Annotated in this window: 13 protein-coding genes; 10 read left to right on the forward strand and 3 right to left on the reverse strand. The window is 66.1% G+C overall.

Features of this window, described 5'->3' with window-relative positions:
* Positions 1-58: 58 nt before the first annotated feature.
* The 9 genes from GDN70_RS09435 (at position 59) to GDN70_RS09475 (ending at position 9,331) form a co-directional block, all read left to right on the forward strand.
* Positions 59-853, forward strand: a complete 795-nt coding sequence (locus tag GDN70_RS09435) for a MetQ/NlpA family ABC transporter substrate-binding protein (protein ID WP_028144345.1) — start codon at positions 59-61, stop codon at positions 851-853.
* A 162-nt stretch (positions 854-1,015) separates the two neighbouring features.
* The gene (locus tag GDN70_RS09440; protein ID WP_095426610.1) at positions 1,016-2,050 is read left to right on the forward strand and encodes a putative FMN-dependent luciferase-like monooxygenase; all 1,035 of its coding nucleotides are present in this window, start codon (positions 1,016-1,018) and stop codon (positions 2,048-2,050) included.
* Between the two features lie 35 nt (positions 2,051-2,085).
* Positions 2,086-2,688 carry a CMD domain protein gene (locus GDN70_RS09445; RefSeq protein WP_152102428.1) on the forward strand — a complete coding sequence of 201 codons (603 nt, stop codon included), beginning with the start codon at positions 2,086-2,088 and terminating at the stop codon, positions 2,686-2,688.
* A 15-nt stretch (positions 2,689-2,703) separates the two neighbouring features.
* Entirely contained in the window at positions 2,704-3,282 is a 579-nt protein-coding gene (locus tag GDN70_RS09450; RefSeq protein ID WP_152102429.1) for an alkylhydroperoxidase domain protein, read from the forward strand.
* Between the two features lie 59 nt (positions 3,283-3,341).
* Positions 3,342-4,499: an ABC transporter substrate-binding protein gene (locus GDN70_RS09455; protein ID WP_038950178.1), complete on the forward strand. Its 1,158-nt coding sequence runs from the start codon at positions 3,342-3,344 to the stop codon at positions 4,497-4,499.
* A gap of 67 nt (positions 4,500-4,566) precedes the next feature.
* Positions 4,567-6,390, forward strand: coding sequence for an ABC transporter permease (locus GDN70_RS09460; protein ID WP_028144350.1), 1,824 nt, complete (start codon positions 4,567-4,569; stop codon positions 6,388-6,390).
* The gene (locus GDN70_RS09465; protein WP_028144351.1) at positions 6,390-7,235 is read left to right on the forward strand and encodes an ABC transporter ATP-binding protein; all 846 of its coding nucleotides are present in this window, start codon (positions 6,390-6,392) and stop codon (positions 7,233-7,235) included. Before GDN70_RS09460 ends, GDN70_RS09465 begins: the two co-directional genes overlap by 1 nt.
* A complete protein-coding gene (locus tag GDN70_RS09470) occupies positions 7,232-7,972 on the forward strand; it encodes an ABC transporter ATP-binding protein (protein ID WP_028144352.1) in 741 nt (246 codons plus the stop codon). Before GDN70_RS09465 ends, GDN70_RS09470 begins: the two co-directional genes overlap by 4 nt.
* 183 nt (positions 7,973-8,155) lie before the next feature.
* The gene (locus GDN70_RS09475; RefSeq protein WP_152102328.1) at positions 8,156-9,331 is read left to right on the forward strand and encodes an IS481 family transposase; all 1,176 of its coding nucleotides are present in this window, start codon (positions 8,156-8,158) and stop codon (positions 9,329-9,331) included.
* Between the two features lie 35 nt (positions 9,332-9,366).
* Here the strand turns inward: GDN70_RS09475 and GDN70_RS09480 are convergent, their stop codons facing one another.
* A complete protein-coding gene (locus tag GDN70_RS09480) occupies positions 9,367-10,878 on the reverse strand; it encodes an ATP-binding protein (RefSeq protein WP_152102430.1) in 1,512 nt (503 codons plus the stop codon).
* A gap of 103 nt (positions 10,879-10,981) precedes the next feature.
* On the reverse strand, positions 10,982-11,800 hold the full coding sequence (locus GDN70_RS09485) for a YkgJ family cysteine cluster protein (RefSeq protein WP_028144354.1): 819 nt from the start codon (positions 11,798-11,800) through the stop codon (positions 10,982-10,984).
* 260 nt (positions 11,801-12,060) lie between these two features.
* Here GDN70_RS09485 and GDN70_RS09490 point away from each other — a divergent pair, with 260 nt between their 5' ends.
* Positions 12,061-12,645 (forward strand): LysE family translocator, encoded by a 585-nt coding sequence (locus GDN70_RS09490; protein WP_152102431.1) that lies wholly within the window; start codon positions 12,061-12,063, stop codon positions 12,643-12,645.
* Between the two features lie 27 nt (positions 12,646-12,672).
* On the opposite strand, the gene GDN70_RS09495 is transcribed toward GDN70_RS09490, so the two are convergent.
* The gene (locus tag GDN70_RS09495; RefSeq protein ID WP_028144356.1) at positions 12,673-13,737 is read right to left on the reverse strand and encodes a ketopantoate reductase family protein; all 1,065 of its coding nucleotides are present in this window, start codon (positions 13,735-13,737) and stop codon (positions 12,673-12,675) included.
* Between the last annotated feature and the right edge of the window lie 2 nt (positions 13,738-13,739).

The following is a 13,739-nucleotide window of genomic DNA, read 5'->3' on the forward strand; positions in this document are numbered from 1 at the left end:
TTTCATTGATTTCATCCGGCGGAGAAGCGAATACGGTTCCAATCATTCTCGCCGTGCCATGGAGACCAAGATGTCGTTTCGCTTCCCCCTGATGCTCGCAACCGCGCTCGCCGCCTGGTCGGCAGCAGCCACCGCCGAGACCATCAAGATCGGCGTGACGCCGGGCCCGCATGCGCAGATCCTGGAGGCAGTGAAGCCGATCGCCGCCAAGCAGGGTCTCGACATCCAGCTGCTCGAATTCTCCGACTATGTCGTGCCGAATGCCGCGCTCGATGCCGGCGAGATCCAGGCCAATTCGTTCCAGAACCAGCCATATCTGGACAACCAGAAAGCCGACCGCGGCTACAAGATCGAGGCCGTCGGCCTGACCGTGAATTTCCCGATCGGCGTCTATTCGAAGAAGCACAAGGCCATCGCCGACATCCCCGAGGGCGGCAAGGTCTCGATCCCGAACGATCCGACCAATGGCGGCCGCGTGCTGCTGTTGCTGCGCGACAAGGGCCTGATCAAGCTGAAGGACGGCACCGGTTTCAAGCCGACGGTGCTCGACATCACCGAGAACCCGAAGAAGCTGAAGTTCATCGAGGTCGACGCGGCGCAGGCGCCGCGCGCGCTCGACGATGTCGACGCCGCCGCGATCAACACCAATTATGCAACCCAGGCGGGCCTCGATCCGGTCAAGGATCCGATCCTGCGCGAGGACCCGAAGGGCCCCTATGTCAACCTGATCGCCGTGCGCACCGCCGACAAGGACAAGCCCTGGGTCAAGATCCTCGTCGACAGCTACCACACGCCGGAGGTCAAGGAGTTCGTCCTGACCAAGTTCAAGGGCGCGGTGCTGCCGAGCTGGTAGGCAATCTGCCCAGCTCCAGCGCAGGGGCGATCCCGGCGGGCAGCGTTACGCATGAGCCTTGTCAATGAGCTTGCGTATGAGCCCTGCGCAATGCCCGCTTGTCTGGAGCAGCAGTAACCGACATCATCGGCAGCCTGACCATCCTCGCCCGACAGGGGTCGCATGAAACGCTTTGCAAATCTGAAACGCCTGGGATTTTTCACGCGGCTTTTGGACGAGGCCCCGCCCGCCGAGCGCTATCGCTTCGCGGCCGAGCAGATCGTGCGCGCCGAAAAGGCGGGCCTCGATTCTGCGTGGATCGCGCAGCATCATTTCCACGAGCGCGAAGGCGGCCTGCCGTCGCCCTTCACCTTTCTCGGCTACGTCGCAGCCCAGACCTCGCGCATCCGCCTCGGCACCGGCATCGTCACGCTGCCGCTCGAGAATGCGGTGCGGGTGGCGGAGGACGCAGCCGTGCTCGATCTGATCTGCAACGGCCGCTTCGAGCTCGGCGTCGGCACCGGCGGCAATCCGTCGGCCTTTGCCGCCTTCGGCCTCGACAGCGCTCAGCGCAACGAGATCTTCGCCCGCAATCTGGAGGTCGTCCGCACCGCCCTGGTCGGCAAGCCGCTCGAGGGTGGCGACACGATCTACCCGCAACGGCCGCAGCTGGACAAGCGGATCTGGCAGGCCACGTTCTCGGTCGCGGGAGGTGCCCGAGCCGGCAAGGCCGGTGACGGCCTGTTGCTGTCGCGCACCCAGCCGCGGACCAAGGAGGCGCCGAAGGCGACGCTGGCCGAGATCCAGAATCCGGTGATCGATGCCTATCTGGAAGCGCTGCCCAAGGGGGCCGAGCCCCGCATCATGGCCTCGCGCAGCGTGTTCGTCGCCGACGATCATCGCGAGGCGTTGCGGCTTGCAGACATTGGCTTGCGGCGTGCGCTGCCGCAGTTTCTCAAGGGCGGCCACGCCAAGCCGGGCGAGACGCTGGAGGAGATGATCACGGCGTTCGACACCCATGTCGGCGGCGCCGACGAGGTCATCGCCTCGCTGCGCACCGATGCCACGCTGGAGCGGGTGACCGATCTCGTGTTCCAGGTGCATTCGGTCGATGCCCCGCATCCCCACGTCCTGCGCTCGATCGATCTCGTCGCGGAGAAGGTCGCACCCGCGCTGGGCTGGACCCGGACGGCGCCCGATGTGGCGCTGGCGGGCTGATTGGACATGAAGAGCATCGCGTTGCACGAGGCCGAATGATGACTACGCAGGATATCATCGACACACTCGCCGGGATCCAGCCGGGCTCGGCGCTGGACGCCATCCGCGCCCGCCGCCTGCAGGCGCGCGAGAACGCGCAGAAGAGCTATCTCTCGCTGTTCGAGCCGATCGACGCGGGCGATGTCTCGCTGGCCGAGCGCGCGGCCGTCGCCGCCTTCGTGACCGGGCTCCATGGCGAGTCGCCCGTTGCCACCTTCTATCGCGACAAGCTTGCCGCAAACGCGGACGGTGCGCGCCTGCTGGAGGCGATCGACGCCGAGATCGCGCGGGGCAGAACCTCGGGTCCCTATGGCTCGTATCCCGCCGGCCTACTGTCGATCGAGAACACGGCCGGCCTGATCTATCGCGTGAGCGCCGCGAGCAAGCCGGCGCTTGGTGCGAAGCTCGCAGCAGCGCTCGAGCATGCGCACCTCCTGGTGTTCCGGCCCCGCGATGCCGCAGCCGCCGACATGAAGGCGCTGCTTGACGCCGGCTGGTCGACCACCGGCATCGTCACCTTCTCCCAACTCGTCGCGTTCCTGTCGTTCCAGGTGCGGGTCGTCAGCGGCTTGCGCACGCTCGCCGCGGCGAACGCATAAGAGGAGACCGCAATCATGAGCGCCGCCGTCAACCCGCCCGTCGTCTTCACCCAGGACGAGCTCGGTTGGGTCTCCTGGATCGATCCGCTGCCCGAGGCCGAGCTGACCGAGCGGCATTACTCGGGCCTCGTCGATCGCTCGCGCGCCAAGTCGGAATATTTCCGCCTGCTGGTGCGCGATCCCGAAGTGCTGGAAGCCCGCACCAAGACCGACAGGGACATCTTCTACAACGTCGCCGACGGCTTGCCGCGCGCCGAGCGCGAGCTCGCGGCGGCCGCGACCTCGCGCTACAACGGCTGCATCTATTGCGCCTCCGTGCATGCGCGCTTCGCCAGCACCTATTCCAAGCGCCGCGACGACGTGCAGCGCCTGCTCGACGAGGGCATCAAGGCCGACCTCGGCGAGCGCTGGAATGCCGTGGTCAAGGCCTCGGTGGCGCTGGCCGCGACGCCGATCGCGTTCGGGCCCGACAATATCGCGGAGCTGCGCCGCGCCGGTCTCGACGATGCCGAGATCGTCGACGTCATCAACGGCGCCTCGTTCTTCAACTGGGCGAACCGGCTGATGCTGTCGCTCGGCGAGCCCTCGAAATAGCCAATCTCGGCGGCACAAGAATTGCTGCTTGTTTCAACATTGAGTGGATGGAGCCGTGCATGAGCAACATCGATCGTCGTAGCCTGGTGAAGGGGTCTCTCGCCGTCATGATGGCGGGAGCGGCCGTCTCGCGCGGCGCCTTCGCGCAATCGTCCGAACCGATCCTGCTCGGCGTCAGCGGCCCCCTGACGGGACCGAACGCGCAATATGGCACGCAGTGGAAGCAGGGTTTTGATCTCGCGCTCGACGAGATCATGGCGGCCGGCGGCATCAACGGGCGCAAGCTCGCTTATCAGTTCGAGGACAGCCAGAGCGATCCGCGCCAGTCGGTGGCGATCGCCCAGAAGTTCGTCTCCGATCCCCGGATCGTCATGGAGCTCGGCGACTTTTCCAGCCCGGCCTCGATGGCGGCCTCGCCGATCTATCAGCGTGGCGGCCTCGTGCAATTCGGCTTCACCAACTCGCACCCCGATTTCACCAAGGGCGGCGACTTCATGTGGAGCACCTCGGTCAGCCAGGCCGACGAGCAGCCGCTGCTGGCGGCTTATGCCGTGAAGCGTCTCGGCCTCAAGAAGCTCGCGGTGCTGCACCTCAACACCGATTGGGGCCGCACCAGCCGCGACTATTTCGTCAAGGCGGCGAAGGAATACGGCGCCGAGGTCGCGGTGACCGAGGGCTACATCGCGGAGGAGCGCGACTTCCGCTCCACCCTGGTGCGCGTGCGCGACGCCAGCCCGGACGGGCTGATCCTGATCTCCTATTATTCCGACGGTGCGCTGATCGCCCGTCAGGCGCGGCAGGTCGGCCTGAAGCAGGTGATCTGCGCCGCGAGCTCGGTCTACTCGCCGAAGTTTCTGGAGCTCGGCGGCGAGGCGGTCGAGGATGTCCATCTCGGCACGCGCTATTTCCCCGAGGATCCCAGGCCCGAGGTGAAGAAATTCATCTCGGGCTTCAAGGCGAAGTACGGCGGGCAGGAGCCGGACGCCTTCAACGCTTATTCCTATGATGCGATGAACATGGCGGCCGCCGTGGTCAAGATCGGCGGCACCGACCGCCGTGCGGTCCGCGATGCCTTCACGAAAGTGAAGGACGTCTCCAGCGTCATCTTCGGTTCCGCGACGTTCGACGTCGAGAGCCGCCGCGTCAAGGGCGCCATGAACGCCGAACTCGTCGTGCGCAAGGGGCAGTTCGCGCTCTGGGACGGCAAGCCGACCTGACCTGATGGCCGGGGCATTCGCTTCTGCCGCTTCTCTCTCTCTCTCTCTCTCTCCTTGGGGCCATCGCGTGTCTTCCTGGCTCGACTACACGATCAACGGGCTGATCGTCGGCAATGTCTATGCCCTCGTTGCGGTCGGGCTTGCGCTGATCTTCGGCGTCAGCCGGCTGATCAACTTCGCGCAGGGCTCGATCTATCTGGTCGGCGCCTATATCGGCTGGGTCGCGGTGGTGCAGCTGCATACGCCGCTGCCGCTCACCATCATCGTGGTCGCGGTCGCTGCCGCGCTGGTCGGGCTGGTGATCGAGCGGTTCGGTCTGCGTCCGCTGCAGAACTCGGTGCGCATCGCGCCGCTGCTCGCCACGATCGGCATCAGCTTCGTGCTCGATCAGCTGGTGATGCTGACCTTCTCGCCCAATCCGCGCGCGCTGCCGAGCCAGTTGCCGGACGTGCGCTTTCAGGTCGGCGGCGGCACCATCGGCCCACTTGATCTGCTGATCGCCGGCGTCGGCCTCACCAGCGCGCTGCTGCTGTTCGTGTTCCTGCGCTACTCCAAGCTCGGCTGGGCGGTACGCGCCACTGCGCAGGACCGCGACGCTGCGATGCAGATGGGCGTCGACGTCAACCGCGTCAATCAGGCGGTGTTCGGCATTGCCGCCGCGCTCGGCGGCGTCTCCGGCATGTTGGTCGGCATGTACTATAACCAGATCGACACCGCGATGAGCCTGCAGGCGACGCTGAAGGGCGTCGTCGCCGAAGTGGTCGGCGGCGCCGGCAATGTGCCCGGCGCCGTCATCGGCAGCCTGCTGCTCGGACTGGTGGAGAGCTACGGCGTCGCCGTGTTCGGCACCAGCTACCGCAATCTGTTCGCCTTCCTGCTTCTCGTCGTCGTGCTCGTGCTGCGGCCGAACGGCCTGTTCGCCAGCGCGCGGCAAGCGCCGCCCGAGCCGCTCACCGGCACCTTCATCGCGCCGAGCCGCCCGGTGCGCATTCCGCGCTGGGCGCTGCTGGCTGCAGCCGCGATCTTCGCGGTCCTGCCGTTCTTCCCGGTGTCGTTCTACGTGCTGCAGACCCTGATCAACGCCTGGCTGCTCGGCATGCTCGCACTCAGCCTGACGCTGGTTGCGGGCACGATCGGCCAGGTCTCGCTCGGCCATGCCGCACTGCTTGCGATCGGCGCCTACACCTCCGCGCTGCTGTCGCTGACCCTCTCCGTACCGGTGGGCCTCTCGATTATCGGCGGCGGCCTGATGTGCGCCGCGCTCGGCACCGCGCTGATCTCGCCGTCGTTCCGGCTGCGCGGGCATTACGTGTCGATCGCGACGCTCGCCATCGGCGAGATCGTGTCGCTGGTGATCCTGAATTGGGAAAGCGTCACACGCGGCCCGATCGGCATCTCCGGCATCCCGCCGCTGTCGCTGTTCGGCTACGATTTGATCAGCCCGACCTCGATCTACTGGTTCAGCTTCACAGTGATGGTCGTGCTGGCGCTGCTGCAGGGGCGCTTGCTCACCTCGCATCTCGGCCGCAGCTTTCGCGCCATCCGCGACGACGACATCGCAGCGCGCGCCTATGGCCTCAGTCTCAACCGCTACAAGTCGCTGGCCTTCATCTTCGGCGGCTTCGCCGCCGGCGTCAGCGGCGGCATCGCGGCACACCTCTACTCCTACATCAACCATGAGACCTTCAATACGCAGCAATCGATCCTGGCGCTGACCGTGGTCATCCTCGGCGGCCTCGGCAATGTCGTCGGCGCGATTCTCGGAGCGGTCGCGCTGGTCGGCCTGCCCGAGGTCTTTCGGATCGCGGCGGAGTATCGCATCCTGATCTACGGCATCGTGCTGTTGCTGCTCGTGCGGTTCAGGCCGCAGGGCCTGTTGGGGACGCTGTGATGGCACAGCTCAATTCCATGCTGTCCCTGCGCGGGCTGACGCGGCGCTTCGGCGGCCTCACCGCGGTCGACGCGATCGATCTCGATCTCGCCAAAGGTGAGCTTGTCAGCATCATCGGCCCGAACGGGGCCGGCAAGACGACTCTGTTCAACCTCGTGACCGGGCTGGACCGGCCCGACGCGGGTACAGTTCACTTCGAAGGCCAGGACATCACCGGCCTGTCGCCGGAGCGGCTCGCAGGCGAGGGCATCGCGCGCACGTTCCAGCTCGGCCGCGTCTTCGGCAATCTCAGCGTCATGGACAACGTCCTGATCGGCGCGCACACGCGGCTGCGCGCGGTGAAGCCGGCGGTGCCGGTGATCGGTCCGCTGCTGGAATTGGGGTTGGCGCTGCTGCGGCCCGCCAGCGTCAAGGCGGAAGAAGAGCGGCTGCGCGAGGAGGTGAAGGCCATCCTCGCCCGCTTCGGCGAGCGGCTGCTGCCGCGGATCGACCAGCCGGCCTATAGCCTGTCCTACGCCAATCGCCGCCGCGTCGAGATCGCGCGCGCGCTCGCGCTCAAGCCGCGGCTGTTGCTGCTCGACGAGCCCACCGCCGGCATGAACCCGACCGAGACCGCGGAGATGCAGGCGCTGGTCGCCGAGCTCAAGGCGGAGGGGCTGACCATCCTCCTGATCGAGCACAAGCTGGAGATGGTGATGCGCCTGTCCGATCGTGTCATCGTCATGGACGAGGGTAAGAAGATCGCGGAAGGGCCGGGCGACGCGGTGCGGAGCGATCCCAAGGTGATCGAGGCCTATCTTGGCCACGGGCTATCAGGGGCGTCGGAGCAGGAGAGCGCAGCATGACGACGAGCGCACCCGAACCGCTGCTGGCGCTGTCCAATGTCAACACCTTCTACGGCCAGGCCCAGGTGCATTTCGATCTGTCGATCACAGTCGCGCGCGGCCACATCGTCTGCCTGCTCGGCGGCAACGCCAGCGGCAAGTCGACGACGATGAAGATCATCTTGGGCCTTGTGAAGCCGCGCTCGGGCGATGTCACGTTCGACGGCGCCTCGCTGATCGGGCTGACCACGCCACAGATTGTCCGCCGCGGCATCGCCTCGGTGCCGGAGGCGCGGCGGCTGTTCGCGGACATGAGCGTGCGCGAGAACATCCTGATGGGCGCCTTCGTGCGCAACGACCGTGACGCGGTGGCGCAGGATCTCGACAGGATGCTGACGCTGTTCCCGAAGCTCGGCCAGCGGCTGTCGCAGCGCGCGGGCTCGCTCTCCGGCGGCGAGCAGCAGATGGTCGCGATGGCGCGCGCGCTGATGAGCCGTCCCAGGATGATCGTGATGGACGAACCGACCATGGGCCTGTCGCCGCTCTATGTGGACCGCGTGCTGGAGCTGATCCGGACCATCAATCAGGAGGGCGTCTCGGTGTTCATGGTCGAGCAGAACGCCAGCCTCGCGCTGGAGATCGCACACGAAGCCTATGTGCTGCAGACCGGCAAGATCGTGCTTTCAGGCCGGGCGCGGGCGCTGAAGGACGACCCGCGCATCCGCGACGCCTATCTCGGCGGCTCCGAGGCTGCCTGACGCAATGCGCTGACCTCTCCACGTCATGGCCGGGCTTGACCCGGCATCCACGTCTTGCCTCCAGGCACGAAGAACGTGGATGCCCGGGACAAGTGTTTAGCCCGGACAGATCACTGACGGGTGTTCGGAGACATAGCTGACACATCAACATTGGCTGGATTGGTCCGATTCGGGAGGCCGTCCATGCCGTGGAGTGAGGTGTCAGTAATGGATCAGCGCCAGGAGTTCGTGCGGCTGGCTTTGCAGGAAGGCGCCAACCGGCGCGAACTGTGCCGGCGGTTCAACATCAGCCCTGACGTCGGCTACAAATGGTTGCGGCGCTGGCAGGCCGGCGATCGGGAGCTGGCCGACCGCTCCCGTTGCCCGCATGCGATGCCCAGGCGCAGTGAGGCTGCGGTCGAGGCCCAAGTTCTGGCCGTACGGGACAAGCATCCGGCTTGGGGAGCGCGGAAGATCGCCCACTGCCTGAAGCGGAGCGGGCAGACGGTGCCGGTGCCGTCAACGGTGCACCAGATCCTGTGTCGGAACGGTCGGGTCAAACCGAGCGAGAATGTACCGCCAAATCCGGGGCATCGCTTCGAGAAGGAAGCTCCCAACCTGCTGTGGCAGATGGACTTCAAGGGTCACCTGCCGCTCGCCAACGGGACGCGATGCCATCCGCTGACCGTTGTCGACGATCACTCGCGCTATGTCCTGTGCTTGAAGGCCTGCGCCGACGAGCAGCGTCTTACCGTGCAGGATCACCTGACGACGACATTCCGCTGCTATGGCTTGCCGGAAGCCTTCTACACCGACAACGGCTCACCCTGGGGCGATACGTCAGGCGTTCGTTGGACCGGGTTGAAGGTGTGGCTGCTCAAGCTCGGTGTCAGGGTTGTGCACGCCAGGCCCTGTCACCCGCAGGCCCGCGGCAAGAACGAACGCTTCCATCGCACCCTGAAGGCCGAGGTTTTTGCCATGCGGCGCTTCCGCACCCTCCCGGAAGTCCAGCGCGCCTTCGATGCCTGGCGACCGGTCTACAATCTGGAGCGTCCCCACCAAGGCCTCGATATGCGCGTCCCCGCCGATCGCTTCCGGCCCAGCGCCCGCGCCATGCCGACCCGCGTTCCGAACGTTGAATACGACAGCGGCGAGATCGTCCGTAGGGTCTCATCGACGAGACCCTACATCTCCTTCAAAGGACGCTTCTGGAAGGTTCCCCAGGCCTTCGCGCGCGAAAGTCTCGCCATCCGGCCGCTGGATCGTGACGGCCACTACGGAATCTTCTTCGCCAGTTGGCAGGTCGCATCGATCGACTTGACCAATGGCCAACCTGTCAGTGATGTGTCCGAACAGGTGTCAGCCATGTCCCCGGACTAAACAACAAGCCCGGGCATGACGACCTCCATCCCGCTTCAAGCCGAAGCCGCGCTCGCGACCGGCTCCGCCGGCAGATCATCGCCATTGGGATCGCCGGGCGCCGTGGCCCAGGCCAGCTCCACCAGCGTCACGATCCTGCGTCCACCGCCGTCGAGCTGGACGACGATCAGGCCCTGTTCCTCCATGTAGCCGAGCAGCCGCTGCGCCCGGCGCAGCGAGTGCGAGCCATAGGCCCGCGCGATCGCGGCGTCGCCGGGGCATGGCCAGCCTTCCTTCGCCGCGCGCGCGATCATCATGAATACGCCCTGCATGTCGTCCGGCAAAATGGATGCGCGCAGCGATACGTCCTGCCAGGCGTCGTCTTCGGCATGCTCGGCGCCGAGCCCCGCGCGTGCGCGCGTCAGCATGCGGCGGAATTCGATAAGGTCAGGGACGGCCGAGCCCAGTCCCTCGATCCGGCAGCGGACCACGAACTCCTGATAGAGCACGCCGACGGCGCGGAAGCCGGCGTCGGGCGCGGCGAGCACGGCACGCAGCGTGCGATCGACGCGTTCACGCCGCTCGGCGAGCTCCTCGGCGCTGACCGGCACCTCGTCCACTTCTGGCTGGATCACCGGCGCGGCGGCCTTCGCGGCGCGGAGCTGCTCGAGCAGATCCGGCGCCGGCCGTCGTTGCGGCCGGCTGGCATCGGGCGGCGGCGCGGCCAGGATCATGGCGCGCATATCTTCCGTGGCCGCCTCCGGTAGCGGCATCAGCCGCGGCGTGGAATTGCGCGGCTGGGTGTCGGTCGGCCCGATATGCAAACGCAGGGGCCGGCGCGACAGCGCAGGTCCCAGCGCCATGAACTGTCCACGCTCGAGATCGCGGAAGGATTCCGCCTGCCGCCGCTCCATGCCGAGCAGATCGGCGGCGCGCGCCATGTCGATGTCGAGGAAGGTGCGGCCCATCAGGAAATTCGAGGCTTCCGCCGCGACGTTCTTGGCCAGCTTCGCCAGGCGCTGGGTCGCGATGATGCCGGCCAGCCCACGCTTGCGGCCGCGGCACATCAGATTGGTCATGGCGCCGAGCGAGAGTTTACGCGCCTCGTCCGAGACCTCGCCGGCCACGGCCGGCGCGAACAGCTGCGCCTCGTCGACGACCACCAACATTGGATACCAATGGTCGCGGTCGACGTCGAACATCCCGCCCAGAAACGCCGCGGCGCGGCGCATCTGGTTCTCGGCGTCCAGACCTTCGAGATTGAGCACGGTGGAGACGCGGTGCAGCCGCGCGCGCTCGCCGGCGACCTGAAGGCCGCGCTCGGTGTGATCCTCGGCCTCGATCACGAGATGGCCGAAACGCTCGGCCAGCGTGATGAAATCGCCTTCGGGATCGATGATGGCCTGCTGCACCCACGGCGCGCTCTGTTCCAAGAGCCGCCGCAGCAGATGCGATTTGCCGGAGCCCGAATTGCCCTGCACCAGGAGGCGGGTCGCCAAGAGTTCCTCGAGGTCCATGGCGGCCGCGGCGCCTGCCGTGGTCTGCCCCATCTCGATTGCAACCGTCATGCCCGACTCAAGTCCCCGTCATTCGCGGACAGGGGCTTATCAATACCGTCGCGGCGCGTCGAGCGGCACGGCGCTGATCAGGCCGCGTTGCCCACGGCGGCGTTCAGGCGTGATTCGATAGCCGTAAAAGTGCGGGCCGATAGGGGGCTTGCGGATCGTCGTCCTCGTTTGCGGGGATCGCGCAGGAGCCGAATTCCTGCCTGATCCGCTCCATCTCGGTGATGCGCTCATGCAATCGCTGCAAATGCTCCGGCGATGTCGCCCGCCAGAATTGGAACGTGTCGGCCGTCAGCGGCACGAACGCCGTGCCAAACAGCGTCGGCTCGGGAACGACGGTGCGTCCGAGCAGCAGGAAACGGTCGGCGCCGGAGACGACGAGAGTGGCATAGCCGCGGTTTCCGATCCGCTTGATCCCATTCAGCGACCATTCGGCGAGCTTGCTGAAATAAGGCTCTTCGCGCCAGCGATCGGGGCAATGGTCGTCGACCGTGACGTTCACGGCATCCTGGCTGAAATGGACGATGATGCCCGACTTCGCCGGGAACCAGTCGTCGTCGAGATGCCCTTGCAGCCAGGCGCAGACGAAGGAGCGGCACATCTGCGGGCGGCGGTCGTAGATGGTGCAGCCGGTGCCCGTCTGCCAGTGCTTGCAGAGCTGGTTCACCGGCTTGTCGACGGCGGCCACCTCGAGAATGTCGCAGCAGGCGTTGCAGGATCCGCATTGCCGGGCGAACGGCGCCGTCTTCGGCTGGCCGGCTGCCTTGAAACCCTGGCCGTCGCGGACCAGCAGCTTCTGCTTCTCCAGAGTGTTCAAGGCGCGCTCGACCTTGAGACGGGACAATCCGGTCGCGTCGATGACACTCTTCATGGTTGTCGCGCCGGCCTCCACCGCGCGAGCGACCTGCAACGTCGACTGATCCATCTTCGATGACTTGTTCTTTCGCCCGTCAATCCGGCTATCGCGGGCAGGCTTGGAACCCGCTGCCCGCAGCCGGCATCTGGAGTCTCTGCCGAGGCATCCCGGCGGCCTCTGTTACGTAAGGACAGACCTCGCATGGATGCAAATTTTTCGCAAATCGGCGGCCACGGAATGGGCGGATTCGGGTCGATTCCGGGCTGTGAGGACCGGATTCGATGATGAAGATCAAACCGGCCTGGCCCGGGGCCTGCTAGCTCAGGCGCATGAGCTTCCTGACCTTCTTCACGGCGACCTATTTCCTGCTGGCCGTGCCCGGGCCGACCAACACCTTGCTCGCGACATCGGGGGCGGGGATCGGCATCGCACGCTCACTTCATCTGCTTTTGGCGGAGCTGTGCGGCTATCTGCTGGCAATTGCCGTGCTGAGGTTGGCGCTCGGCCCTCTCGTCAGCGACATCCCGCTCGCGGCCGTCGTGCTCCGCGTCGCGGTCACCGCATACATCCTGTGCCTTGCCGTCATGCTCTGGCGAGTCAACACGCGCGAGCTGCGCGACGGTGCACCGGTGACGTTCGGCCAGGTGCTGCTCACAACCCTGTTGAACCCGAAAGCGCTCGTCTTCGCCTTCCTGCTCCTGCCACTTGGAGCTGGGCCGCTTGAACTGTTGCCCTGGTTGGGCGCGATTGCGCTTCAGATTGTCACCGCTGGCGCCGCGTGGATCACTCTGGGCGCAACGCTCGGCCGCGGCGCGCGCCGTCTCGGGCATCCCGACCTCATCACGCGCACCGGCGCGGTCACGCTTGTCGCGGTGACCGGCCTGATCTGGCTTCAATCATTCCTGAGCGCGTGAGCGTCGGCGTCGCTGGATGCGGCGCGCTCACTGCGCGCCGGATCCGCCCTGCACGATCTTCTCGTTCAGCTTCAGATCGACGGTCTCGACGGTGCGGTCGATCTCGGCATTGGGCACGCCGAGCTGATGCGAGATCAGCTTCACCAGGAGGTCGACGCGCTCGATAAAGGGGGCGCCGCTCGCGACCGCGCGCGCCGCCGATGACGGCTTGAGCAGGCTCTCGGCGGCCTTGGCGTATTTTGCGAACGGCACCTGGTCCTGCGGATCGGCGCCGAGCTTGCGGGCGATGGCATCGACGTGGTCGTAGATCGTCTGCGAGCGCTTGAGGTCGCCGTGCACGGCGTCGCGGATCGACTGCGGATCGTGCGGCGTGATGCAGCGGTAATTGCCGGTGAGCAGCATCGACCATTTCGCCAGCGGCACGAACAGGGAATCGAACACTTTCAGCTTCACCGGCACGTCGTGGCCGTCGAGCGTCACCGCGTCGATGTCGGCCTCGAGCTCGCGCAGCACCTTGTTGTGCTTGTCGTCGGCGAACACCGACGCCTTGAAATTGGTGGGCAGGCCGACATGCAGCACGTTTGCGGCTTCTTCGGGCGGACGGAAAGCCTGCGGGTCGGGGGAGCACAGCGTCACCAGCCCCGGCTCGAACCGCTCCCACACCTGCGCATTGGTGTAGGCTTCTTCCAGATCCATGTCGGCGAGCGCCGGGATCCGCTTCAGATAGGGCAGCGGCGGCATGTTCATGATCGACAGGCACGGCAGCTTCGCCGCGGCGATCTTGACCATGAGAACGCGCACGGTGTGGTTGGTGTATTGCGGCTCCTGCATCGCAAGGCCGACCATATCGTAGCGGGAGAGGTCGACATTGGCGGGGGTCACGGCGTCGAGCTTGCCGGGCAGGTTGCGCGAGAAGATCGCCCGGTGCACCGCCTCGTCACGCAGCTTGATGCGCACCTCGGTACCTTCGCGATTGATCAGCTCCGCGGTCTTGGCGCGGCAGACCAGGGTCACATTGTGCCCCGCCATCAGCAGCTTCGTGCCCAGCAGCGAGCCGTAAGAAGCCCCGAGAATCAATATGTTGCGCGCCATAT

The sequence above is a fragment of the Bradyrhizobium sp. TM102 genome, assembly GCF_009176685.1.
In the GTDB taxonomy this organism is placed as follows: domain Bacteria; phylum Pseudomonadota; class Alphaproteobacteria; order Rhizobiales; family Xanthobacteraceae; genus Bradyrhizobium; species Bradyrhizobium ottawaense.

Bases quoted from the DNA above. Each gene is read 5' to 3' on its own strand.
- GDN70_RS09435 (WP_028144345.1), top strand. From the start codon at position 59: ATGGAGACCAAGATGTCGTTTCGCTTCCCCCTGATGCTCGCAACCGCG.
- GDN70_RS09440 (WP_095426610.1), top strand. From the start codon at position 1,016: ATGAAACGCTTTGCAAATCTGAAACGCCTGGGATTTTTCACGCGGCTT.
- GDN70_RS09445 (WP_152102428.1), top strand. From the start codon at position 2,086: ATGATGACTACGCAGGATATCATCGACACACTCGCCGGGATCCAGCCG.
- GDN70_RS09450 (WP_152102429.1), top strand. From the start codon at position 2,704: ATGAGCGCCGCCGTCAACCCGCCCGTCGTCTTCACCCAGGACGAGCTC.
- GDN70_RS09455 (WP_038950178.1), top strand. From the start codon at position 3,342: ATGAGCAACATCGATCGTCGTAGCCTGGTGAAGGGGTCTCTCGCCGTC.
- GDN70_RS09465 (WP_028144351.1), top strand. From the start codon at position 6,390: ATGGCACAGCTCAATTCCATGCTGTCCCTGCGCGGGCTGACGCGGCGC.
- GDN70_RS09470 (WP_028144352.1), top strand. From the start codon at position 7,232: ATGACGACGAGCGCACCCGAACCGCTGCTGGCGCTGTCCAATGTCAAC.
- GDN70_RS09475 (WP_152102328.1), top strand. From the start codon at position 8,156: ATGCCGTGGAGTGAGGTGTCAGTAATGGATCAGCGCCAGGAGTTCGTG.
- GDN70_RS09480 (WP_152102430.1), bottom strand. From the start codon at position 10,878: ATGACGGTTGCAATCGAGATGGGGCAGACCACGGCAGGCGCCGCGGCC.
- GDN70_RS09485 (WP_028144354.1), bottom strand. From the start codon at position 11,800: ATGGATCAGTCGACGTTGCAGGTCGCTCGCGCGGTGGAGGCCGGCGCG.
- GDN70_RS09490 (WP_152102431.1), top strand. From the start codon at position 12,061: ATGAGCTTCCTGACCTTCTTCACGGCGACCTATTTCCTGCTGGCCGTG.
- GDN70_RS09495 (WP_028144356.1), bottom strand. From the start codon at position 13,737: ATGGCGCGCAACATATTGATTCTCGGGGCTTCTTACGGCTCGCTGCTG.